The 21090-nt window shown below is 68.8% G+C and carries 25 protein-coding genes; 6 read left to right on the top strand and 19 right to left on the bottom strand.

From position 1 onward, the window contains the following. Positions 1–2: 2 nt before the first annotated feature. Positions 3–452 carry a thioredoxin TrxC gene (trxC, locus tag ABL844_RS29225; protein WP_126025119.1) on the bottom strand — a complete coding sequence of 150 codons (450 nt, stop codon included), beginning with the start codon at positions 450–452 and terminating at the stop codon, positions 3–5. A 146-nt stretch (positions 453–598) separates the two neighbouring features. Here trxC and pdeM point away from each other — a divergent pair, with 146 nt between their 5' ends. Then, positions 599–1201: a ligase-associated DNA damage response endonuclease PdeM gene (gene pdeM, locus ABL844_RS29220; RefSeq protein ID WP_418120534.1), complete on the top strand. Its 603-nt coding sequence runs from the start codon at positions 599–601 to the stop codon at positions 1199–1201. Here the strand turns inward: pdeM and ABL844_RS29215 are convergent. From ABL844_RS29215 to ABL844_RS29205, 3 genes are read right to left on the bottom strand one after another with little or no spacing between them, the layout of a single operon-like run. Then, positions 1198–1749, bottom strand: a complete 552-nt coding sequence (locus tag ABL844_RS29215) for a TPM domain-containing protein (protein WP_418129827.1) — start codon at positions 1747–1749, stop codon at positions 1198–1200. The genes pdeM and ABL844_RS29215 overlap by 4 nt on opposite strands. Before the next feature lie 5 nt (positions 1750–1754). Further along, positions 1755–2660: a TPM domain-containing protein gene (locus tag ABL844_RS29210; protein ID WP_369660593.1), complete on the bottom strand. Its 906-nt coding sequence runs from the start codon at positions 2658–2660 to the stop codon at positions 1755–1757. A 12-nt stretch (positions 2661–2672) separates the two neighbouring features. After that, positions 2673–3272, bottom strand: a complete 600-nt coding sequence (locus tag ABL844_RS29205; RefSeq protein ID WP_184642103.1) for a LemA family protein — start codon at positions 3270–3272, stop codon at positions 2673–2675. A gap of 46 nt (positions 3273–3318) precedes the next feature. On the opposite strand from ABL844_RS29205, the gene ABL844_RS29200 reads away from it, so the two are divergent. After that, positions 3319–4077, top strand: a complete 759-nt coding sequence (locus ABL844_RS29200) for a hypothetical protein (RefSeq protein WP_418129826.1) — start codon at positions 3319–3321, stop codon at positions 4075–4077. A gap of 3 nt (positions 4078–4080) precedes the next feature. Here ABL844_RS29200 and ABL844_RS29195 read toward each other — a convergent pair whose 3' ends face one another. From ABL844_RS29195 to ABL844_RS29165, 7 genes are all read right to left on the bottom strand, one after another. After that, positions 4081–4755, bottom strand: a complete 675-nt coding sequence (locus ABL844_RS29195; RefSeq protein WP_418129825.1) for a cysteine hydrolase family protein — start codon at positions 4753–4755, stop codon at positions 4081–4083. After that, positions 4752–5684 carry an ABC transporter permease gene (locus ABL844_RS29190; protein ID WP_418129824.1) on the bottom strand — a complete coding sequence of 311 codons (933 nt, stop codon included), beginning with the start codon at positions 5682–5684 and terminating at the stop codon, positions 4752–4754. The genes ABL844_RS29195 and ABL844_RS29190 overlap by 4 nt, the downstream gene beginning before the upstream one ends. Continuing rightward, complete coding sequence (locus ABL844_RS29185; RefSeq protein ID WP_418129823.1) at positions 5681–6823, bottom strand: ABC transporter permease; 1143 nt, start codon at positions 6821–6823, stop codon at positions 5681–5683. The genes ABL844_RS29190 and ABL844_RS29185 overlap by 4 nt, the downstream gene beginning before the upstream one ends. Further along, on the bottom strand, positions 6816–8342 hold the full coding sequence (locus ABL844_RS29180) for an ABC transporter ATP-binding protein (protein ID WP_418129822.1): 1527 nt from the start codon (positions 8340–8342) through the stop codon (positions 6816–6818). Before ABL844_RS29180 ends, ABL844_RS29185 begins: the two co-directional genes overlap by 8 nt. Positions 8343–8367: 25 nt before the next feature. Next, positions 8368–9471, bottom strand: coding sequence for a BMP family ABC transporter substrate-binding protein (locus tag ABL844_RS29175; RefSeq protein WP_019657608.1), 1104 nt, complete (start codon positions 9469–9471; stop codon positions 8368–8370). Positions 9472–9554: 83 nt separating this feature from the next. Further along, complete coding sequence (locus tag ABL844_RS29170) at positions 9555–9941, bottom strand: VOC family protein (RefSeq protein ID WP_418129821.1); 387 nt, start codon at positions 9939–9941, stop codon at positions 9555–9557. A 14-nt stretch (positions 9942–9955) separates the two neighbouring features. Further along, a complete protein-coding gene (locus ABL844_RS29165) occupies positions 9956–10957 on the bottom strand; it encodes an isopenicillin N synthase family dioxygenase (protein WP_418129820.1) in 1002 nt (333 codons plus the stop codon). Positions 10958–11154: 197 nt separating this feature from the next. Between ABL844_RS29165 and rutR the strand changes: the two genes are divergently transcribed. Continuing rightward, positions 11155–11859 (top strand): HTH-type transcriptional regulator RutR, encoded by a 705-nt coding sequence (rutR, locus tag ABL844_RS29160; RefSeq protein WP_418118163.1) that lies wholly within the window; start codon positions 11155–11157, stop codon positions 11857–11859. A 137-nt stretch (positions 11860–11996) separates the two neighbouring features. On the opposite strand, the gene rutF is transcribed toward rutR, so the two are convergent. Genes rutF through rutA form a run of 6 tightly spaced genes read right to left on the bottom strand, consistent with a single transcriptional unit; the run spans position 11997 to position 16327 of the window. Next, on the bottom strand, positions 11997–12554 hold the full coding sequence (gene rutF / locus ABL844_RS29155) for an NADH-dependent FMN reductase RutF (RefSeq protein ID WP_418129819.1): 558 nt from the start codon (positions 12552–12554) through the stop codon (positions 11997–11999). Positions 12555–12568: 14 nt separating this feature from the next. Beyond that, positions 12569–13171 (bottom strand): malonic semialdehyde reductase, encoded by a 603-nt coding sequence (locus ABL844_RS29150; protein ID WP_369660603.1) that lies wholly within the window; start codon positions 13169–13171, stop codon positions 12569–12571. Further along, positions 13168–13974: a pyrimidine utilization protein D gene (gene rutD, locus ABL844_RS29145; protein ID WP_418129818.1), complete on the bottom strand. Its 807-nt coding sequence runs from the start codon at positions 13972–13974 to the stop codon at positions 13168–13170. Before rutD ends, ABL844_RS29150 begins: the two co-directional genes overlap by 4 nt. A gap of 5 nt (positions 13975–13979) precedes the next feature. Continuing rightward, positions 13980–14372 (bottom strand): pyrimidine utilization protein C, encoded by a 393-nt coding sequence (gene rutC / locus ABL844_RS29140; RefSeq protein WP_019657601.1) that lies wholly within the window; start codon positions 14370–14372, stop codon positions 13980–13982. A gap of 37 nt (positions 14373–14409) precedes the next feature. Next, the gene (rutB, locus tag ABL844_RS29135; protein ID WP_418129817.1) at positions 14410–15201 is read right to left on the bottom strand and encodes a pyrimidine utilization protein B; all 792 of its coding nucleotides are present in this window, start codon (positions 15199–15201) and stop codon (positions 14410–14412) included. A 13-nt stretch (positions 15202–15214) separates the two neighbouring features. Further along, complete coding sequence (rutA, locus tag ABL844_RS29130; RefSeq protein ID WP_418129816.1) at positions 15215–16327, bottom strand: pyrimidine utilization protein A; 1113 nt, start codon at positions 16325–16327, stop codon at positions 15215–15217. A 218-nt stretch (positions 16328–16545) separates the two neighbouring features. On the opposite strand from rutA, the gene ABL844_RS29125 reads away from it, so the two are divergent. From ABL844_RS29125 to ABL844_RS29115, 3 genes are all read left to right on the top strand, one after another. After that, positions 16546–16998 (top strand): YybH family protein, encoded by a 453-nt coding sequence (locus tag ABL844_RS29125; RefSeq protein ID WP_093206406.1) that lies wholly within the window; start codon positions 16546–16548, stop codon positions 16996–16998. 67 nt (positions 16999–17065) lie between these two features. After that, the gene (locus ABL844_RS29120) at positions 17066–18091 is read left to right on the top strand and encodes a YheT family hydrolase (protein WP_418129815.1); all 1026 of its coding nucleotides are present in this window, start codon (positions 17066–17068) and stop codon (positions 18089–18091) included. A gap of 4 nt (positions 18092–18095) precedes the next feature. Then, positions 18096–18647 (top strand): DUF2946 family protein, encoded by a 552-nt coding sequence (locus ABL844_RS29115; protein ID WP_369660608.1) that lies wholly within the window; start codon positions 18096–18098, stop codon positions 18645–18647. A gap of 61 nt (positions 18648–18708) precedes the next feature. On the opposite strand, the gene ABL844_RS29110 is transcribed toward ABL844_RS29115, so the two are convergent. Continuing rightward, a complete protein-coding gene (locus ABL844_RS29110; RefSeq protein WP_184642090.1) occupies positions 18709–19356 on the bottom strand; it encodes a c-type cytochrome in 648 nt (215 codons plus the stop codon). A gap of 145 nt (positions 19357–19501) precedes the next feature. After that, positions 19502–20941: an efflux transporter outer membrane subunit gene (locus ABL844_RS29105; protein ID WP_126025189.1), complete on the bottom strand. Its 1440-nt coding sequence runs from the start codon at positions 20939–20941 to the stop codon at positions 19502–19504. Positions 20942–21090 lie beyond the last annotated feature (149 nt).

Below are 21090 nucleotides of genomic sequence, written 5' to 3'. Positions count from 1 at the left end.
TCTCAGCCCGCGCCGTGCGCCTTCACCCAACGCACGATGTCGGCCGTGCCCATCGCGCCGGCCTGCCGCGCCACCTCGCGGCCGCCGCGGAACAGCGCCAGCGTCGGGATGCTGCGGATGTTGAAGCGCGCGCCCAGCGCGGGCACCGCCTCGGTGTCGACCTTGGCGAGCCGCACGTAGGGCTCCAGCTGGGCTGCGGCCTGCTCGTAGGCCGGCGCCATCTGGCGGCAGGGGCCGCACCAGGGCGCCCAGAAATCGACCAGCACCGGAATCTCGTTGCGGGCGATGTGGCGGTCGAAGGTGGCGGCATCCGCCAGCGCCGTCGAATGGCCGGTGAACAGCGGGCGGTGGCAGCTGCCGCAGTCGGGGGCGCTGCCCAGCTGCGCCGCGCGCACGCGGTTGGTCGTGTGGCAGTGCGGGCAGACGATGTGCAGCGGGGGCGATTCGGTCATGGCAGGCAAATGGGGGCTCTGGAGGGCCTTTGCAAGGCAATCGCAGGTTTTGCGACACTGGCCGGGTGACATCCCCCGATACATCCAACTCGCCGCTCGCCGTGCACTGGGCGGGCGAGCTGCTGCACCTGCTGCCCGAGCGTGCCCTGTGGTGGCCCGGCCGGCGCGTGCTGTTCGTGGCCGACCTGCACCTGGGCAAGGCCGCGACCTATCGCGCGCTCGGCCAGCCGGTGCCGGGCGGGACCACGCAGCAGAACCTCGCGCGGCTCGATGTGCTGATCCAGAAGCATGAGCCGCAGCGCATCGTTTTCCTAGGCGACTTCCTGCATGCGGCGCAGGCGCGCACGGTGCTGGCCGCCGTAGAGGCCTGGCGTTCGCTCCACGCGGCCATTGCCATGACCCTGGTGCGCGGCAACCACGACAGCCGTGCGGGCGATCCGCCGCCGGAACTCGGCATCGAGGTGGTCGACGAGCCTTTCCTGCTGGGCCCTTTCGCCTGCTGCCACCATCCGCAGGTGCATGCCACGCACTTCGTGCTCGCGGGGCATCTGCATCCGGTCTGCAGGCTTCAGGGGCGAGGGCGCGACAGCGTGCGGCTGCCGTGCTTCGCGAGCGACGGGCAGCAGGCCGTGCTGCCGGCCTTCGGCGAGTTCACGGGCGGGTGGCTGATGGAATCTGCGCCGGGGCGGCGCTTTCATGCGGTTGGTGGCGACGCGGTGTGGGCTGTGCCACCGCGCGATGGCTGCTAGAGCACCACCGGTTCATCGGGCAGCTCGTTCACGTCCACTTCGCCCTCGGCCAGCGGAAAGTGCTCGACAAGCAGCGCGGAAATCTCTTCCAGCGCCTGCGTGAGCCCGTCCTCGAAGCGGCCTTCGCGGAAGGCCGCGCTCATGCGCTGTGCCATCGCGGCCCATTCGGCATCGTCGACATGTGCGTCGATGCCCCGGTCTGCCACGATCTCGATGGCGTGCTCGGCCAGCAGCAGGTAGATGAGCACGCCGTTGTTGTGTGCGGTGTCCCATACGCGCAGCTTGCCGAACAGCGTCACCGCGCGTTCGCGCGGCACCGCATGGCGCCACAGGTAGGACATCGGCAGGCCGGCTTCGACGCAGATGCGGATCTCGCCGCTGTGGCGCCGCTCGCTCGCGGTCACGCGGCCCGCGAGGCGCTCCAGCGCTGCCGCAGGAATCGCGCGGCGCACCTCGGATTCATCGATCCAGCGATGGCGCCAGATGCGGCCCAGCTTGGTGAAGAGGCCCGCTTCGCTGCCAGAGGGCTTCGTGTTGGTGCTTTGCATCGTGTTCACCAGTCCCCCGACGCGCCACCGCCGCCGAAATTGCCGCCACCGCCGGAGCTGAAACCGCCGCCCCCGCCACCTCCGCTGAAGCCGCCACCACCGCCGCCCCAGCCTCCGCCGCCGGAACTCCAGCCGCCGCCCCCGCCCCCGCCCGGACGCCCGGTACCCGCGACCAGCGAGACGATCAGTGCCACCAGCGCCGCGATCACCGCGATGGCGATGCTGGTGGTGATGAAGAAAACCACCACGCCCACGCCGCCGCCGATGAACATCGTGCCCAGCTTCTTGCCGAAGATGGCGCGCGCGATCGGCGCGCCGACGAAGACACCGACGAACAGGAAGATCGCGAGGTTCTCCCAGTCGAAGCCCTCGTTGCCACCCCCGCCCGTGTTGCGCGACGGCTCTGGCAGCGGCTCGCCATCGACCAGCCCGATGAGCCGGTCCACCGCCGCGTTCAACCCGCCTGCGAAGTCGCCGTTGCGAAAGCGCGGCTTCATCTCCTCGTCGATGATGCGGCTGGCCGCGAGGTCGGGCACCGCGCCTTCGAGCGCCTTGGCCGTGGCGATGCGCATCTTGCGATCGTCCTTGGCCACCACGACCAGCAGGCCGTCGCCGACACCCTTGCGGCCGATCTTCCAGGCATCGCCCACGCGCTGCGTGTAGCTGGCGATGTCCTCGGGCGCGGTGGTCGGCACCATCAGCACCACGATCTGCGAACCCTTGCGCTGCTCGAAGGCCGCGAGCTTGGTTTCGAGGCCGTTGCGCTGCGCGCTGTCGAGCGTGCCGGTCTGGTCGATCACGCGTGCGGTGAGCGTGGGGATCGGCAGCAGGCCCTGGGCCAGCGCGACGCCGGCCAGGGCCGCGAGAACGACAGCGGCCAGCGCGCGGCGAAGCAGTGCGGCGATGGCCATCGGGTTGCCGGCTTACTTCTTCGGTGCGCTGAAGTCGACCGTTGGCGGCGTGGAGATCTGCGCCTCGTTCTGCACCGAGAAGTTGGGCTTGGTCGCGTAGCCGAAGACCTTGGCCGTGATGTTGGTCGGGAAGCTGCGCGCGAGCACGTTGTACTCCTGCACGCTTTCGATGTACCGGTTGCGCGCCACGGTGATGCGGTTCTCGGTGCCTTCCAGCGTCACGCGCAGGTCGCGGAACGACTGGTTGGCCTTCAGGTCGGGGTAGCGCTCCGACACCACCATCAGCCGCGACAGCGCCGACGAGAGCTCGCCCTGCGCCTGCTGGAACTTGTTGAAGGCCTCGGGGTTGTTGAGCGTCTCGGGCGTCACCTGGATCGAGGTGGCCTTGGCGCGCGCCTCGATCACCTTGGTGAGCGTGTCCTGCTCGAAGCTGGCCTCGCCCTTCACGGTGGCCACGATGTTCGGCACGAGGTCGGCGCGCCGCTGGTACTGGTTGAGGACCTCGCTCCAGGCCGACTTGCTGGCCTCGTCGAGGGACTGGAACTGGTTGTAGCCGCATCCGCTCAGGGACAGGACCGCCGCGAGAATCAGGAACCAGCGCTTCATCATCATTTGCATTACCTCCGCAGAAGATGCGGAAGGTAGCATAGGCGGCTCCATGGCCGTTGATCCACTGCAAGCCCTGCAAGCCGCCAACCGTGCGGTAATGCCCGTTGCCTCCGATGCCTTCGGCACGCTGCTGATCGCGGGCGCGACCGGCGCGCTGGGCGCCGAACTGCTGCGCCGGCTGGCGGGGAGCCACCGCCATGCCCACACCCGCGTGCTGGCGCGCGAGCCGATCCGCGACGGGCTGCGCGGCGTCGAGACCTACCTGAGCCCGGCCCAGCCGATCGCGCAATGGCCGCTGACCTCGGCCCACACCGCCATCATCGCCTTCGACCCGCCGCGCCTGTACCACGACCGCGAGCGCGCGCTGTGGGTGCCCGAGCCTTCCGAGCTGCCCGAGCTGGCCCGCTGGCTGCGTGCCTGCGGCGTGCAGACATTGGCCATCGTGCTGCCGCACGACCAGGGCCGGCTGCCCGAAGCGCTCAAGCGCGGCCTCGCGAGCCTCGACGAGCAGGCGGTGGTGGCCTGCGGCTTCGAGCGCGTGATCCTCGTGCGCTCGGCGCGCAAGCCGGTGAACGCGAAGATCGCCAACCCCTTCGAGCGGCTGGCCGCGTGGATGCTTTCGGTGGTGCGCTTCATGGTGCCCAGCAGCGAGCAGCCGGTGCGCGCGGTGAAGGTGGCGGAGCTGGTCGATGTGGCGCTGCGCATCGCGCCGCCCGGCGTGCATGTGGCGGCACCCGAGCTGGTGTGGGAATCCGCGCAGGGCGACATGCCGGCGGTGGCCGCGCGCTGGCTCGGAGTGCCGGGCTGAGATTCAGCCGCGCCACACCCGCAGCAGCTCTTCTGAATCCATCACCAGCCCCAGGTGCAGCGACACCATCGCGAGCGCCGCGTCTTCCAGGTGCGCATCGGTGCCGCGCACGAGGTCGCGCAACACGATCACGCGGTAGTTGCGGTTGCTGGCGTCGAAGGCGGTGTTGAGCACGCAGCAGTCGGTGAAGCCGCCGTCGAGCACCACGGTCTCGATGCGCTGGTTGCGCAGAAGAAAGTCGAGGTCGGTCGGGTAGAAGGCCGAGAGCCGGCGTTTGCCGTCCACGCGCATGTCGCCGGGCTCCACGCGCGTGACCCACTCGGTCCACTTCGAGCCCTCGATGGCATGCGCGTCGGCATTCGGAATCTCGCCCACGTGCAGAGGGAAGGTGCGCCGCCATGCCGACGGAATGCCGTTGATGTCGTCCACGCCGCCGGGCCGCAGCACCGACCTGACGTGCACGATGCGCACGCCCAGCGCGCGCACCGCGTCGTGGAAGCCGTCGATGGGCGCCACCACGTCGCGTGCGCGCGGCGCGGGGCAGGGGCAGTCGGGGCTGTCGTCCAGGTGGCCGCGGTGCATGTCAATGGAAACGACAGCCGTGTTGGCCGGATTCAGGTAGTCGGCGAACCGCGCTGCGTCGAGCTCGCGCTCCTCGTTGTAGACCCAGGCCTTCATCGGCGTTCTTCTCTCACATAGGGTTGTCCCAGCGCGCCGGGCTCTTCGTCGGCGCCGCGCCGCGAGAGCGCGACCCACACCATCACGCCGAGCGTCACCGCGTACGGCGTCATCATCACGAAGTACTGCGGCAGCTGCACGCCGGCCGCGGCCAGTTGGGGAATCAGCGCCTCGATGCAGCCGAAGAGCAGCGCGCCGGCGAGCGCCTTCCACGGCGACCAGCGCGCGAAGATCACGAGGCCCACGGCGATCCAGCCGCGCCCGCCGGTCATGCCCGCGATCCACAGCTTGGTGCTGACCACCGAGATGTAGGCACCCGCCAGCCCCACCAGCGCCGAGCCCGCGAGCACTGCCGCGAAGCGCCATGCCGTCACGCGGATGCCCGCCGCGTCGGCCGCCTCCGGGTTCTCGCCCACCGCGCGCAGCCGCAGGCCGGCCGAGCTGCGCGCGAAGAACCACGCCACTGCGCCGAAGATCGGCAGCGTGAGCCACACCATCGCGTTCTGCTCGAAGAGCCTGCCCACCCCCGGCAGCAGCGACAGCGGCCACAGGCCCATCGTGCCGATGCCTTCGGTCGCATGGTTGGTCCACTCGGCCATCGAGCCCACCAGCGCCGTGAGCCCCTGGCAGAAGAACACCAGCGCGAGCCCGGCGATCACCTGGTTCACGCGCAGCCAGATCACCATCACCGCGAACAGCACCGACACCACGCTGGCCGCCAGCATCGCGAGCACCAGCGACACGGCCGGCTGGCCGATGACGATCTGCGCGCCGATGCCGGCCAGCGCGCCGACCAGCATGAGCCCCTCGGCGCCGAGCGCGAGCACACCCGCGCGCTCGCAGACGATGAGCCCGAGCGCCGCCAGCGCATAGGGCACCGCGAAGTCCGGCGTGCTCGCGAGCCAGTTGAGGACGATGCCGCCGTTCATTGCACGGTCTCCCCGCCCACGCGGCGCAGCCGGTGACGAATGAAGAAGTCGCTCGACGCGACGCACACCACGATCACCGCCTGGATCAGCTGCACCATCGAGAACGGCACCTGGTAGAACACCTGAAGGCTGCGCCCGGTGACGAAGAGCGCTGCCACCAGCAGGGCCACCACCGTGGCCGCCAGCGGGTTGTTGCGCGCGAGGAAGGCGATGAGGATGCCCGAGAAGCCGTAGCCCTGGTAGAAGGCCTGCGTGAGCCGGCCTTCCTGCCCCGCTGCCACGGCGAAGCCCGCGAGCCCGGCCATCGCGCCCGACAGCAGCACCGCACCGTAGATGGTGCGCCGCACCGGCACGCCGCTGGCATGCGCCATGCGCGGATTGGCGTCGACGAAGCGCAGGTACAGGCCCATGCGGCTCACGCTCGCGAGCCACCACGCCAGCAGCGCGACGATGCCCGCCAGCAGGATCGAGCTGCCGATGCCCGCGCCCAGCTCGGGCAGGCGCTCGAACACGCGGAACTGCGGCGAGTAGGGGAAGTTGTCCTTCGGATCCTTCCAGCTGCCGTAGACCAGGTGCAGCAGGAAGTTGGCGGCCATGTAGTTGAGCATCAGCGTCGAGATGATCTCGTTCACGCCCAGCTTGAGCTTGAGCCATGCGGGGCCCAGCACCCAGAGCAGGCCGCAGCCGATGGCCGCGATGAACATCAGCGGCAGGCGCAAGTTCTCGGGGCCGATCTGCCACATCGAGATGGCGGTGGCGCCGATAGCACCCCAGATCATCTGGCCCTCGAGCCCGAGGTTCCAGAAGCGCGCGCGGAAGGCGACGCAGCCCGCGAGGCCGACGAGGATCATCGGCGCGGCCTGGAACAGCACGGCGCGGAAGTTCTGGCCGTCGAAGAAGGTCTGCATCACGAACTCGTTGGCGAGTTCGTCGGCCGGCACGCCCGCCGCGATGAGGATCGCCGCCGAGATGGCGAAGCCCGCGAGCAGCGCGGCCGCGAGGATCAGAGCCTGCCAGTGCCAGGCCATGTGCTGGCGGATCTCCAGCGCATAGCGGCGGCCGGCGAGCGGCTGGGGCTGTTGCGCTGCCGTTGTCTTGTGCGACGGGGCCATGTCGGCGGAGAGCGATGCTTCAGCCATGGTCCACCATCGCCTGTCCGATGGCCTGGCGGTCCGCGGGCTGCGCGAACTCGCCGGCGATGCGACCGCGCGTCATCACGCCGACGCGGTCGGCGAGCTGCAGCACCTCGTCGAGGTCTTCGCTGATGAGCAGCACCGCCGCGCCGCTGTCGCGTGCAGCGCGCAGCCTGGCGTGCACCTCGGCGCTGGCGCGCACGTCGAGCCCGCGGCTCGGGCTGTGCGCGAGCACCAGCGTAGGCGACTTGCCGAACTCGCGCGCCAGAACCAGCTTCTGCGCGTTGCCGCCCGAGAGCAGCGCCGCCTTCTGCGCGACCGAGCGCACGCCCTGCACATCGAAGGCGCGCACCGCTTCCTGCGTGTCGCTCTGGATGCGGCCGCGGCGCAGGCGCCACACGGGTCCGTAGCGGCCGGTGTGCACGCGGCCGATGGCGTAGTTCTCGGCCACCGAGAGGCCGCCCGCGAGCGCGAGCCCGTAGCGGTCGGCGGGAATGGCCGCGATGCCGATGCTCCGGCGTACCGAGGCGGGCATGGTCTTCAGGTCGCCATGGCCTTCGAGCCGCATCTCGCCTTCGGTAGGCTCGCCCTCCAGGCCCATGATCGCGCCCGCCAGCTCGCCCTGTCCGTTGCCGCCCACGCCGGCGAGGCCGTAGATCTCGCCCGCATGCAGGTCGAGGTCCACCCCGTCGAGCACGCGGCGGCCCTCGGGCGATGCGGGCGTGCGCAGGCCGCGCACCGAAAGGCGCACCGGCCCGCGCGGGGCCGCCGGCGGTTGAAATCCCTGCGCGGCGATCGATTCACCGACCGTGAGCTTCACCAGCTCGGCCACCGATGTCTCCGAGGGCTGGAGCGTTGCCACCGTGCGGCCGCCGCGCATCACCGTCACGCGGTCGGCATAAGTCTTCACGTCGGCCATCTTGTGCGTGACCAGCACCACCGCCGCACCCTTGCGCGCCAGGCCCTGCACCGTCTGCAGCAGGCGCGCGGCCTCCTGGTCGGTCAGCACGGCCGTGGGCTCGTCGAGGATCAGGATGCGCGCGCCCGCCAGCAGCACCTTGAGGATTTCCACGCGCTGCTGCTCGGCGACGGACAGCGCATCGACGCGCTTCGAGGGATCGATGTCGAAGCCCAGCTCCGCCGCCTTGTTGCGGATGTCGCGCGAAATCTCGCGCAGCCGCTCGCCATGGCTCTGGAACTCCGCCGGCGGCGGCGCGGTGAGCAGGATGTTCTGCGCCACCGTGAAAGGCCGCACCAGCTTGAAATGCTGGTGGACCATGCCGATGCGGTGCTTCGCCGCGTCGCGCGGGCCGGTGAAGCGAACCGGGTTGTCGTCCACCAGCAACTGCCCGGCCTCGGGTGCGTAGAGCCCGGCCGCGATGTTCATCAGCGACGACTTGCCTGCGCCGTTCTCGCCGAGCAGCGCGTGCACCTCGCCCCAGCGCGCTGCGAAGTGGGCGTCGGTCAGTGCCGCGAAGCCGTCGAAGGTCTTGCGGATGCCGGTGAGTTCGAGCGCGTTGGGCATGTGCGGCCTTGCCTTGTCTGCGGGCCTACTTCTGCGTGACCACGCCCTTGACGAACCAGTCCATCTTCCAGAGGTCGGCGTCCGAAAGAACGGCGCCCTTGGCCACGCGCTCCTTGCCATCGCGGTCGGCGAGCGGGCCGGCATAGATCTGCTTGCCCTTCATGATCGCGTCGCGCTCGGCGGTGATGAGCGCGGCCTTGTCCTTGGGCACGGCCGGGCCGAAGCCGGCGATGTCGGTGCCGCCGTCCTTCATCTCGATGAAGGCGCCGTACTGCGCGGGCTTCCAGCCGCCGGCCATGATCTTCTTGAGCTCCGGCGTCAGGAAGCGGTCCCACACCCACACGGAGGAGCACAGCGTGGCCTTGGGCGCGAACTGGCGCAGGTCGCGGTGGTGGCCGGTGCCGTACACGCCGCGCTCCTGCGCGACGATCTGCGGCGTGGGGCTGTCCACGTGCTGGCCGATCACGTCGGCGCCCTGGTCGATGAGCGCGGCCGCCGCTGCGCGTTCCTTCACCGGGTCGTTCCACGCGCCGGTGTAGATCACGTTGACAGTGGCGTTGGGGTTCATCTTCTGCGCGCCGAGCGCGAAGGCGTTGATGGTCCAGTTCACCACGCCGAAGGGGTTGGCCGCGACGAAGCCCAGCTTGCCGGTCTTCGAGGCCGCGCCGGCGGCCATGCCGCAGAGGTACTGGCTCTCGTAGGTGCGGCCGTAGAACGACTCGAGGTTGCTGCCGTTGGTGGTGCCCGAGCCGTTGAGGAAGGCCACGTCGGGGTACTTCGCGGCCAGGTCCTTGAAGCTGTCGGAGTAGCCGAAGGCGGTGCCGATCACGATGTTGGCGCCGCGCTGGATGAACTTCTCCGCCGCGGGCTTGATGGCCGAGGCGTCCTCGGGCACGTTCTCCACGAACTGGATCTTCTGGCCGATCTCCTTCTCGATCTTCACGCGGGCCTCGTCGAAGGCCTGCGTCCAGCCGCCGTCGTTCTTGGGGCCGAAGTAGAGCATCGCGATCTTCGGCTTGTCCTTCAGCGTGAAGCCGTCGGCCGCGGCCGGCAGCGAGAACGAGGCGCCGCAGGCTGCGAGCGTCAGTGCCAGGCCGAGGGCCGGGCCGTTGGAGGAAATGCGCGGCATGGAGCAACCTTTCGTGAGGAGCGTGAAGACGAGGGAGAGGAAGGCGGAAGAGGGAGAAGAGAGGGAAGGAAGGCCGCGCGCCGCTACATCATGAAATTGATGCGGAACACGTTGCCCTCGGGATCGAGCAGCACCGACTGGTACCAGCTGTAGTAGGTGACGTACGGCGCCTTCACGAGCGTGGCGCCGGCCTCGAGCGCGACGGGCACCATGCGATCGACGTCGGCCTGGCTGTCGACGTCGATGTTCAGCAGGAACTTCACGCCGCGCGTGTCGGAGAACTCGCTCAGGTGCAGCAGTTCGTAGGCATCGAGCGCGTTGAAGCCGAGGCTCGACTTGCCGGTGTCCAGCCCCCGGAAGATGGGCGAGCGGATCGCCTCGATCTCCTTGAAGCCGAATACGCGCTGGTAGAAGCCGCTGAGCGCGACCACGTCCTTGGCGAAGACGTTGACGTAGGAGAGATGGGCCATGGGTTCGGAGGGGCTCAGGCCGTGACCTTGGTGCCGCCGAAGGTCGTCTGCTTGACGAACTTCGAGGTGAGGTGGTCGCCCGAGGAGATGGGCGCGTACTTCGGCTCTTCGCCCGGTGGGAGGCAGCTCGGCAGGCACTCGACCATCGCGTCGTAGTTGGGCTGGTGGAAGAACACCAGCGACTGCCGGCGGTTGGTGCTTGCCACCTCGAAGGGCGGGTTGATCACGCGGTGCAGCGTGGACACCCACTGGTCGTTGGTCCACTGCATCATGAGGTCGGCGATGTTGACCACGAGGCCGCCCTCGACCTGCGGCACGTCCACCCACTGGCCGGCCTTGTTGAACACCTGCAGGCCCTTGTCGTCGGGCAGCACGATGGTGAGGCTGCCGTAGTCGCTGTGCGCGCCCGCGCGCAACTGGCCGGGCAGCGGCTGCTCGCGCTGCGGCGGATAGCTCAGCACGCGGAACATGCTGATGTGCCTGTCGATCTTGTCGTCGAAGAAGGTCTCGGGCAGCGAGAGGCCGAGCGCGAAGACACGCATCAGCGAGCGCGAGAGATCGCTCATCGCCTCGAAGTACTGCTCGTAGGCCTCCTTGAAGCCCTCGATGGGCGGCCAGCTGTTGGGCTCGAAGTGCGGGCCGGCGGCGGGGCCGCGGTGGTAGTCGTCGTCGGGCACGTTCGAGGGGCCGATGGAGAACGACTCCTTCAGGTCGCCAGGCGCCGCTTCCTCGAGGCTGTAGGAGAGGCCTTCCTCGCCCACCGCGCTGTAGCCGCGCACCGCGTCCTCGCGCGGACGATCGACCTTGCGCTTCTCGCCCAGCGGCATGTCGAAGAACTTGCGGGAGAGCGAGGACACGCGCGAGATCAGCTCCGGCGAGATGCCGTGGTTGGTGATGACGAGGAAGCCGATGCTGCGGCAGGCTTCGTCGACTTTCTTCGCTACCTCCGCCTTGCCTTCGGCGGTGCCGGCGAAGTAGGGCGCGAGATCGATGATGGGTACGGAAAGCAGGGTCATGGCAGGTTCCTCATGCTTGGCATGCCTTTCGCCATGCAACGTCTGTGCCAGTTGGACCAAATGGACAAACAGCATCCGTCGCGTCAGCATGGTGCGCGGGAATGCGTTGCGAAGGCGGTCGCGGCGCAAGGCGATGCACCGTGGCCTTACAGTGGTGCGCGTTTGTCGATTCACGATCAGATCAAGAGCGAGGGAAGATGCCGAAGACAAAAGCGCTGGCTGCGAATGCCGGCAAGGAGAGCCCGGCGCGCAAGCGCGCGAAGCCCGCGGTGCGAAGCGCTTCCGCAGTGAACCGCCGGTTGCGTCAGATAGAGGACAAGCGCAGCGCGATCCTGGGCGCCGCGCTGGGGCTGTTCTCGCGCTTCGGCCTGCATGGCACCTCCATCGACCAGGTGGCCGCACGCGCCGACGTGTCGAAGAGCAACCTGCTCTACTACTTCGCGAACAAGGAAGAGCTCTACGTGAATGTGCTGCGCGACCTGCTCGCACTGTGGCTCGAACCGCTGCGCGGCTTCAGCGCCGAGCAGGATCCGGCCCAGGCCATCGGCGACTACATCCGCCGCAAGCTGGTGGTCTCGCGCGACAGGCCCGACGCGTCACGGCTCTTCTGCCTGGAGATGATCCAGGGCGCGCCGCTGCTGCGCGACGAGCTCGATCGCGAACTGCGCACGCTGGTGGAGAAGAAATCGGAAGTGATCCGCGCGTGGATCGATGCAGGCAAGCTGGCGCCTGTCGATCCGCATCACCTGATCTTCGCGCTGTGGGCGATGACGCAGCACTACGCGGACTTCGGCGTGCAGGTGCAGGCGCTGTCGGGGCATACGCTGGAGGACGAAGGGTTCTTCGAGCAGACCGTCGAGAACGTTCAGCGCATCGTGCTGCAGGGCATCGTGCCGCGCTGAGTCTTGCTCCCTCTCCCCTTGGGGAGAGGGCTGGGGTGAGGGTGGCGGCCTGAAAGTCACTGCTGCTGTTGCGAGCGCCGTTGCCCCCTCACCCTAACCCTCTCCCCGAGGGGAGAGGGGAGAGGGGAGAAAACGGGTCAGTGCTGCGGCGGCGCAGCGATCTCGTGATACCGGCGATCGAAGTAGATGAGCCCCTGCGCCGCCCCGCCGATGGCGATGGAGACGGCTTCGCAGAACAGCACGTCGTGCGTGCCCGCGCTCGTCGCGTGCACCACGCGGCAGTCGAAGGACACGGCCGCGTCGTCGAGCATCGGCGAACCGGTGGTCTTGCTGCCCCATCGCGCGGCGGCGAAGCGCTCGTCCATCGGCGTCTTGCCGCCAAATAGCGCCGAGAGCGACTGGTGCCCGGCAGCCAGCACGTTCACGCACAGCACGCCGTTGGCCTTGAACGCCGGGTACACCGAGGCCGAGCGGTTCAGGCATACCAGCAGCGTCGGCGGCTCGTCGGTCACGCTGCACACGGCCGATGCGGTGAAGCCCGCGCGGCCTGCGGGGCCGTCGGTGGTGATGATGTTCACCGCCGCGCCCAGCCGCGCCATCGCGTTGCGGTAGTCGGCTTTCTGCAGGCCCTGCGGCAACAGGGCAAGGTTGGGTGACGATGGAGCAGGGTTCGAGGCCATGGCGTTGTGCAGCATCTCGCGTGACTCCTTCAGGCCAGCAGGCAGGCCTCGTCGAAGGACAGCCGAGGCAGGCGGCCGAACACCTTCGACGCGTCGCCGTGGCCGAGGTTGATGAGGAAGTTGACGGTCCAGTCGGTGCCCTCGAAGAAGGCCGCGTCGACCTTCGCCTTGTCGAAGCCCGACATCGGGCCCGCATCGAGTCCGACCGCCCGCGCCGCGAGCAGCAGGTAGCCCGCCTGCAGGCTGGCGTTGCGAAAGGCCGTCTCGTGCGCGGCCTCGGGGCTGCCGGTGAACCAGCTGCGTGCATCGGCATGCGGGAACAGCGTGGGCAGCCTGTCGTAGAACTTGCGGTCCCACGCGGCGATCACGGTGACGGGCGCTGCCATGGTCTTGTCGAGGTTGCCCTTGGAGAGGGCGGGCGCGAGGCGCTGCTTGCCTTCGGGCGTGCGCACGAAGACGAAGCGCGCGGGCGAGCAGTTGGCCGAGGTGGGGCCCAGGCTCGCGAGTGCGTAGATCTGCTGCAGCTGGGCATCGGTAACGGGTTCATCGGTCCAGCCGTTGTGGCTGCGCGCGCCGGTGAAGAGCAGCGAGAGCGCGGCGTCGTCGAGTGTGGAAGAGATGGTGGTGGTCATGCTGGAACGGCGGGTGCACTGACCCGCGAAAGAAAGTCGAGCAGGCTGCGGTTGAAGTCTTCGGCCTCGGTCACGCAGTGCGCGTGGCCGCCGTGCGGCACGAAGTCGAGCGTGACGTCGCGCAGGCCGTCGGCCAGGCGCTGCGAGCAGGTCCAGGGCACGAGCACATCGTCCCTGGCTGCGGCCACGAGCGTGGGCGCAGAGATGTCGGCGAGGCGCGCATCCACGTCGAAGGCCCGCAGGGCGGCGATGCGCGCGCGCATGTTGGCTTCGCCGGGAAAGTGCGCGAAGGCATGGTCGACTTCGTCGGCCACGCGCTGCGCGTTCTCGGCGGCCCATGCGGCGGGGTACAGGAAAATCGGCTGCGCTTCGACGTACGCGCGCGGACCGCATGCGCCCAGCAGTGCGAGCCGTGCATCGAAGCAGCGCGCCGAATGCGGGTTGGGCTCCGACCACGCGTTGACGAGCGCGAGGCTCGCGATGCGCGAAGGCGCATCCAGCGCGAGCTGCAGTCCGACGAGGCCGCCTAGCGCATGGCCCGCGAAGTGGCACCGCGAGGTGTTCGTCGCGTCGAGTATCTCGATCACGTCCCGCGCCATGTGCGCGATGGCGTAGGCCTCGGGCAGCGCGGCGGGGCTGCGGCCGGTGCCGCGCTGGTCGTAGGCGATGACGCGATGCCCTGCGGCGATCAGCGCGCCGAGCTGCGGCTGCCAGAACCCGGCCGAGCCGCCGAGGCCCGACGACAGCAGCACCGTGGCCACTGCATCGGACGGTCCGTGCACCTCGTAGTGCAGCGCGCTCATGAAGCTCAGGCCTTCTTGCCCACGTGCGCGATCGACGCGATCTCGACCAGCGCGTCGGGCTTCACCAGGCCGCACTGGATGCAGTAGCGCGCGGGCTTGGTGCCGGGAAAGAACTCGGCGTACACCGCGTTGATCTTCGCGTAGTCGGCCCAGTCCTTGAGCATGATCTGGTTGAAGGTGACGTCGTCCATGGTGCCGCCGGCGGCCTCGACCACGCCCTTGATGGTGGTGAGCACGTGCCTTGCCTGCGCGCTCGCGTCGCCCACATGCACCACGTTGTTGTCCTTGTCGAAGGGCAGCGTGCCCGACACGTAGAGCACGCCGTCGGCGAGCGTGCCGGGGACGAAGGGAGCGATGGGAACGCCGGTGCCGGGAGGGATGATGGCTTGCTTGGGCATGCTGGAAAGTCCTTGGTGAAGAAGATGGGAAGGGAAATCAGGCAACGGCCGCTTCGGCCGGAGTGGTTTGGGTGGCAAGAGAGGGCGCGAAGGTGCTGCAGAAGTGCTCCGTCGTGGACACCCAGCCGAAGAAGGTCTCCACGTTGTAGACCGACGCCTTCTGGATGGCGGGCCCGCCGAGCTCGTGCGTGGCGTCTTCCAGCATCACGGCGAAGTACTCGAGGTGGAAGGCGTCGCGCAGCGTCGATTCGACGCACACGTTGGTGGCGATGCCGGTGAACACCAGGTGGCGGATGCCGCGCGAGCGCAGCGTGCTGTCGAGCGTGCTGTTGAAGAAGCCGCTGTAGCGCGTCTTGGGCACGACGATGTCACCGGGCTGGGGCTTCATCTGCTCGATGAGCTCGTAGTCCCAGCCGCCCTTGGCGAGGAACTTGCCCTGCAGCTCGGGCCTGGCGCGCATGGTCTTGAGCGCGTTCGACTTGTGCCAGTTGGGCGAGCCGGGGCCGCCGGCTTCCACGTAGTTCGCGTCCCAGCCGTTCTGCAGGAACACGACCAGCATGCCGGCCGCGCGCGCCGCCGCGATGCTGCGCGAGATGCTGGTGATGGTGCCCTGCGCGCCGGAGATATCGAAGCCGGCCGAATCGACGTATCCGCCGATGGAGGCGTAGGCGTTCTGCATGTCGACCACGATCAGCGCGGAGTCGCTTGCGTTCAGCGCCAGCGGCTCGGGGCGCGCGGGCAGTACCAGCGGCGCGGGCGCACCGGGTGCGCGCGGCGCGCCCACGGGCGTGTTCGACGTGAGGGTGGTGTTGCGTGCCGGAGTGGTCATCTGGCGCTCCTGCTCAGGCTGCGAGGCGCTCGGGCACCGCCTGCGAGGGCACGGGACTCTGCACATGCGCGCGGCTCTTCATCAGCGGCTGGATGCGCTCGCCGAAGGCCTCGACGCCCTGAACGAAGTCGTCGAAGGTCAGCAGTACGCCCTCGGTGCCGGGCACCTCGGCCACTTCGTCGAGCATGCGCGCGACGCTCACGTAGGAGCCGACGAGCGTGCCCATGTTGATGTTCACAGCCGAGGTCGGGTCGGCCATCTGGCGCACGTTGGTGTCGGCGCCCGATTTCGTGTCGGCCGCGCCCTGCTGGCCCAGCCATGCGATGGCCTCGTGGTCGGCGCCGGCCTTGTAGTGCTCCCACTTGGCGCGCGCGGCCTCGTCGGTCTCGTCGGCGATCACCATCATCAGCACGTAGGTGGTGACCTTGCGGCCGGTCTTCGCGGTGGCCTCGATGAGCTTGTCGGCCGCGGGGGCGAAGGCCTTGGGCGTGTTCACGCCCTTGCCGAAGCAGAAGTTGTAGTCGGCGTACTTCGCCGAGAACTCCATGCCCGCGTCGCTCTGGCCCGCGCAGATCACCTTCATGTCGGCCTGCGGCTGCGGGCTGAGGCGGCAGTCGTCCATCTTGAAGTGGTCGCCCTTGAAGTCGGACGAGCCCTTGCCCCAGAGGTCGCGCAGCACCTGGATGTATTCGGACAGGTACTGGTAGCGCGTGCCGAAGAACTGGTCGCCGGGCCACATGCCCATCTGCGAGTACTCGGGCCGCTGCCAGCCGGTGACGAGGTTCAGGCCGAAGCGGCCGTTGGAGATCGAGTCGATGGTGGAGGCCATGCGCGCCACGATGGCAGGGGGCATCACCAGCGATGCCGCGGTGGCGAAGAGCCTGATCCTGCTGGTGACCGCGGCGAGGCCGGCCATGAGCGTGAAGGACTCCAGGTTGTGGTCCCAGAACTCCGTCTTGCCGCCGAAACCGCGCAGCTTGATCATGGACAGCGCGAAGTCGACGCCGTAGCGCTCGGCCTTCAGTGTGATCTGCTTGTTGAGCTCGAAGCTGGGCTTGTATTGCGGCGCGTTCTCGGAAAGCAGCCAGCCGTTGTTGCCGATGGGAATGAAGATGCCGACGTTCATTGGAAGGGCTCCTGTTGCGGGTTCGGGAGGCTCCTTGCATGCGCCGTGCCAGATGAATAAGTTCTTTGATATCAATGGTTTGCGGAAAATCCACGCTTTCCTTTTGACCATTTGGTCCAAAACGGAGCAGAAGATTCGGCCGGGCTGCGGCACCGCGGTGCGGCCGGGGCCAAAGCGGTGCAGCGCCCGCGTCACGGAGCACGCGGCAAAATCACGCCATGCCCAAGACCCCACTCCGCGCCGCCGCGGCCATCGGCGGCACTGCCGACGACGTCGAGGCGGCTTTCTACGAAGCGCTGCAGCGCGGCGACATCGACGCGCTGATGGCCTGCTGGGCCGACGAGGACGAGGTGTTCTGCGTGCACCCCGGCGGCCCGAGGCTGGTGGGCGCCGTGGCGATCCGCGCGGCCTTCGAGCAGATGTTCGGCAACGGTGCGATCCACGCCATGCCCGCGCGGGTGCGCAAGATCGATTCGCTCGCGAGCGCGGTGCACAACGTGCTCGAGCGCATCGAGGTGCTCACCGCCGAAGGCCCGCGCCATGCCTTCGTGCTGGCCACCAACGTCTATCACAAGACCGCGCAGGGCTGGCGCATGGTGGCGCACCATGCGAGCCCCGGCACCGCGCGCGAGCCGGACGACGCCAACGATCCGCCCCAGGTCCTGCATTGATCGATTGATGCTTTCTCCGGTCGCTTCCTTCTCTCCGGCTGCCTCTGCCGGAACCTCCCTTCAGCCGATGGACTACGCCGCGCCGCGCTGGCTGCCCGGCGGCAACCTGCAGACCATCTGGGCCGCGCTCTATGCCCGCCGCTTCGAAGGCCAGGCGCCGGCCTACCGGCGCGAGCGCTGGTCGACGCCGGATGGCAGCGACTTCATCGACGTCGATTTCGTCGACGCGCCGATGCCCGGCGCGCGGCCGCTGCTGGTGCTGTTCCACGGGCTCGAAGGCTCGTCGCGCAGCCACTACGCCGAGGCCTTCGCAACCTTCGCGGCATCGCGCGGCATGGCCTTCGCGGTACCCCATTTCCGCGGCTGCAGTGGCGAGATGAACCTCGCGCCGCGCGCGTACCACTCGGGCGACTTCGAGGAGATCGGCTGGATCCTCGCGCGCATGCGCGAGCAGCACGCGCGCAAGGGTGGTGGGCCGGTGTTGGCGGCCGGCGTGTCGCTGGGCGGCAATGCGCTCATGCGATGGGCTTCCGAAGCAGGCGAGACCGCCTCCAGCGTGGTGAGTGCCGTCGCCTCGGTGTGTGCGCCGCTCGACCTCGCCGCGGGCGGCGAGGCCATCGGCAAGGGCTTCAACAAGCTGGTCTACACGCGCATGTTCCTGTCGACCATGAAGCCCAAGGCGCTGGCCAAGCTTGCGCAGTTTCCGGGCCTGTTCGACCGCGAGAGGCTGGTGTCCACGCGCAACCTCTACGAATTCGACAACGTCTTCACCGCGCCGCTGCACGGCTTTCGCGATGCCGACGACTACTGGGCGCGGGGCTCGGCCAAGCCGCACCTGGCCTCCATCCGCGTGCCGGCGCTGGTGGTGAATGCGCGCAACGATCCATTCATTCCGGCGCGCAGCCTGCCAAGGCCTGGCGAAGTCGGTTCGCACGTCACGCTGTGGCAGCCCGAGCACGGCGGGCACGTCGGCTTTCCGATGGGGCTGCCGCCAGGGCATGTGCGGGGCATGCCGGAACAGGTCGGTGGCTGGCTGCAACTGCACGGCGGCGCCTCCGCTGACGGCGGGGGCTTGCCGCCGGGACGAGAATGACGCCATGGATGACATCGTCAAGCAGGCGCTCGCCAAATGGCCCAACGTGCCGCACTGCTACGGCTGGCTGGGCCTGGATGCGCGCGGCAACTGGTACATGCGCGACGACCGCACCCAGGCGCAGGGCCCGTTCCGCACGGCCAAGGGCTCGATGCTGCGGCACGACAAGCTGATCGAATTCATCCACCGCAACTACGAGCACGACGACGAAGGACAGTGGTTCTTCCAGAACGGACCGCAGCGCGTGTACGTGGAGCTGGAGGCGGCACCGCTGGTATGGCGTGTCGCCGAGGATGCGAGCGGGGGCTTCGCCGTCACCGCTCATACGGGCGCGGCGGTCACGGTGTCGGGCTGCCTGCTCGACGAGGACGGACGGCTCTATCTGGCCTCGCCGCTGGGGCTCGGGCTGGTGCACACGCAGGACGTGGGCATCGCAGCCGAGGCTGTCGAACGCGGAATCTGGACGCCGGAGACGGTGCAGGCCAGCGATCTGCCCGCGCGTTTCGGACACGTGCTGAGCCCGGCCGGACGCCACGCAGCCGTCCCGCACACCTGAGCGGAAAAGAAAAAGCCGGCGCTGGGCCGGCTTTCTTCTTTTGGCTGATTAGGGAAAACGCTTACTTGGCTGGCGCGCTCGCCGGTGCGGCAGGCGCCGCGCCCGAAGCGCCTTCGGCAGGCGCCGCGCCCGAAGCGCCTTCGGCCGGCGCCGCGGCTGCGGCAGGGCGATCCGGCACCGGGAACTTGGCGCCGCCGGCATTGGCCATGTAGACCACGGCACGGCCGACTTCGAGGTCTTCGAAGTCGCCGCCGCCCTGTGGAGGCATGGCGCCCTTGCCCTTCAGGGCGTGTTCGAGCAGCGTTGCGTAGCCCTGGCCGATGCGCGGGCCCCAGGCTGCCGCGTCGTTCAGGTGGGGGGCACCGGGGATGCCGGGCGCTCCGTGGCAGGCGACGCACTGGGCCTTGAATACGGCCTCGCCGGCTGCGAGTGGGCGGTTGGCGTCACGGATCTCGATGCTGCCGACCTTCTTGAGGCGCTCGGCCACTTCGCGGTCTCGCGCTTCCTTGGTGACGCCGTAGAGCGCCATGTTGTCGCCCTGAGCGGTGCCGGCGGGCTTGTTGCCCGAGACCACGTAGGAGACAAGACCCACGATGATCAGGATCGGGGCAATGAAGGAAAAAAATACCGCGAGCAGCAGTTGCTTCGGGTTCTTGATCGGCCCGGTGTGGGCTTCTTCTGTGGCCTGGTAATGCGGGTCTGCGCTCATTCGCGTCCTCAATTATCGGGGGCTCGTCGGGGGGCTTTTCCTAACCAACCGGCGATTATAGAGAGAGCCCTTGCCGGCAGGAGCAAGGGACCTCCCTTATGGGACGCCTTGGCGTCTCGGCCACTCCGGGACGCCGGGAGCTTCCTCAGCCCTTGCCGCCTGCTGCGTCGTTGCTGTCGCGCGTGGCCCAGCCGCCACCCAGCGTCTTGTACAGCGTGACCTGGTTCTGCAGCTGCAGCAGGCGCGTCGTCACAGCCGACTGCTGCGCAGTGAACAGCGAGCGCTGCGCGTCGAGCAGGTCGAGCGCGCTGGCGATGCCGTTGCGATAACGCAGGTCGGAGAGCTTGAAGCGCACGGCTTCCGCGTCGGCCTGCGCACGCTGCGCGCGCGCCTGCTCGCCCAGCGTCGCGCGGCCCGCGAGTGCGTCGGCCACTTCGCGGAACGCCGTCTGGATCGACTTCTCGTACTGCGCCACCGCGATCTCGCGCCCGGCCTTGGCCGAGTCGAGCGTGGCGATGTTGCGGCCGGCGTCGAAGATGGGCAGCGTCACCGTGGGCGCGAAGGACCAGGCCTTGGAGCCGCGGTCGAACAGGCCCGAGAACTCGCTGCTCGCGGTGCCGATGGAACTCGTCAGCGACACGCGCGGGAAGAAGTTCGCGCGCGCCGCGCCGATGTTGGCGTTGGCCGCTATCAGCTGCTGCTCGGCCGAGCGGATGTCGGGACGTTCGGCCAGCAGGTCCGAAGGCAGGCCGGCCGGCACGTCGGGCATCGGCTTGATGCCGTCCAGGCCCTTGGCGCCGCCGGCGGTGGCATCGGCCGGCACCGGCGCGCCCAGCAGCAGGGCGAGAGCGTTCTCGTCCTGTGCGCGGGCGCGCAGTTGCTGCGCATAGGCGGCACGCGCGGTTTCCAGCGCCGAGTTCGCCGACTGGAAATCGAGTTCGGACGACACGCCGTTGTCGAAGCGCAGCTTCGTGAGGCGCACCGACTCCTCGCGCGTGACCATGGTCTGGCGCGTGATCTCCAGCAGCTCGTCGTCGGCCAGCAGCGTGAGCCAGCCGTTGGCCACCGACGCGATCAGGCTGATCTGCACCGCCTTGCGGGTCTCGTCCGTGGCGAGGTACTGCGCCAGCGCCTGGTCCTTCAGCGCGCGGATGCGGCCGAAGAAGTCGATCTCCCAAGAGGTGAAGCCGAAGTTGACGGCGTACTGCGACGAAACGCTGCCCTGGCTCGGGTCGATCGCCTGGTAGGCGTTGGGGCTCGAGCGCGAGCCCGTGCCCGTCAGGCCGAGCGCGGGGAACAGGTTCGAGCGCTCGATCTGGAACTGCGCGCGCGCCTGCTCGATGTTGAGCACCGACACGCGCAGGTCGCGGTTGTTCGCGAGCGCCGTGCGGATCAGGCCCGCCAGGCGCGGGTCGGTGAAGAAGTCCTGCCACGGCAGGGTGGCCGCGGCCTGGCCCGGAGGCTGCGACGGGTCGCCCGGGTAGGTGGTGGGCACCGGCGCGGCGGGGCGCTCGTAGGTCGGGATCAGCGAGCAGCCGGCCAGCAGCATTGCCGCGGCCAGTGCCGTTGGAATGAATTTCGTCATTGTCATTGCGACTCCATGGCCGCTCGCGCTGCACGCACTGCGCGGCCTGTTCGGGAAACACCACGGAACCGGCTCTGCCGGGCCGCAGGTGTTGCCCCCTGCAAGGGGGTGGGCGTAGCGACACGCAGTGCGCGAAGCCTGGGGGTGTG

This window comes from Variovorax sp. 278MFTsu5.1 (assembly GCF_048305045.1).
In the GTDB taxonomy this organism is placed as follows: domain Bacteria; phylum Pseudomonadota; class Gammaproteobacteria; order Burkholderiales; family Burkholderiaceae_C; genus Variovorax; species Variovorax guangxiensis.
The sequence above is the reverse complement of the archived record's forward strand: the minus strand, read 5'-3'. Positions and strand labels throughout refer to the sequence as shown.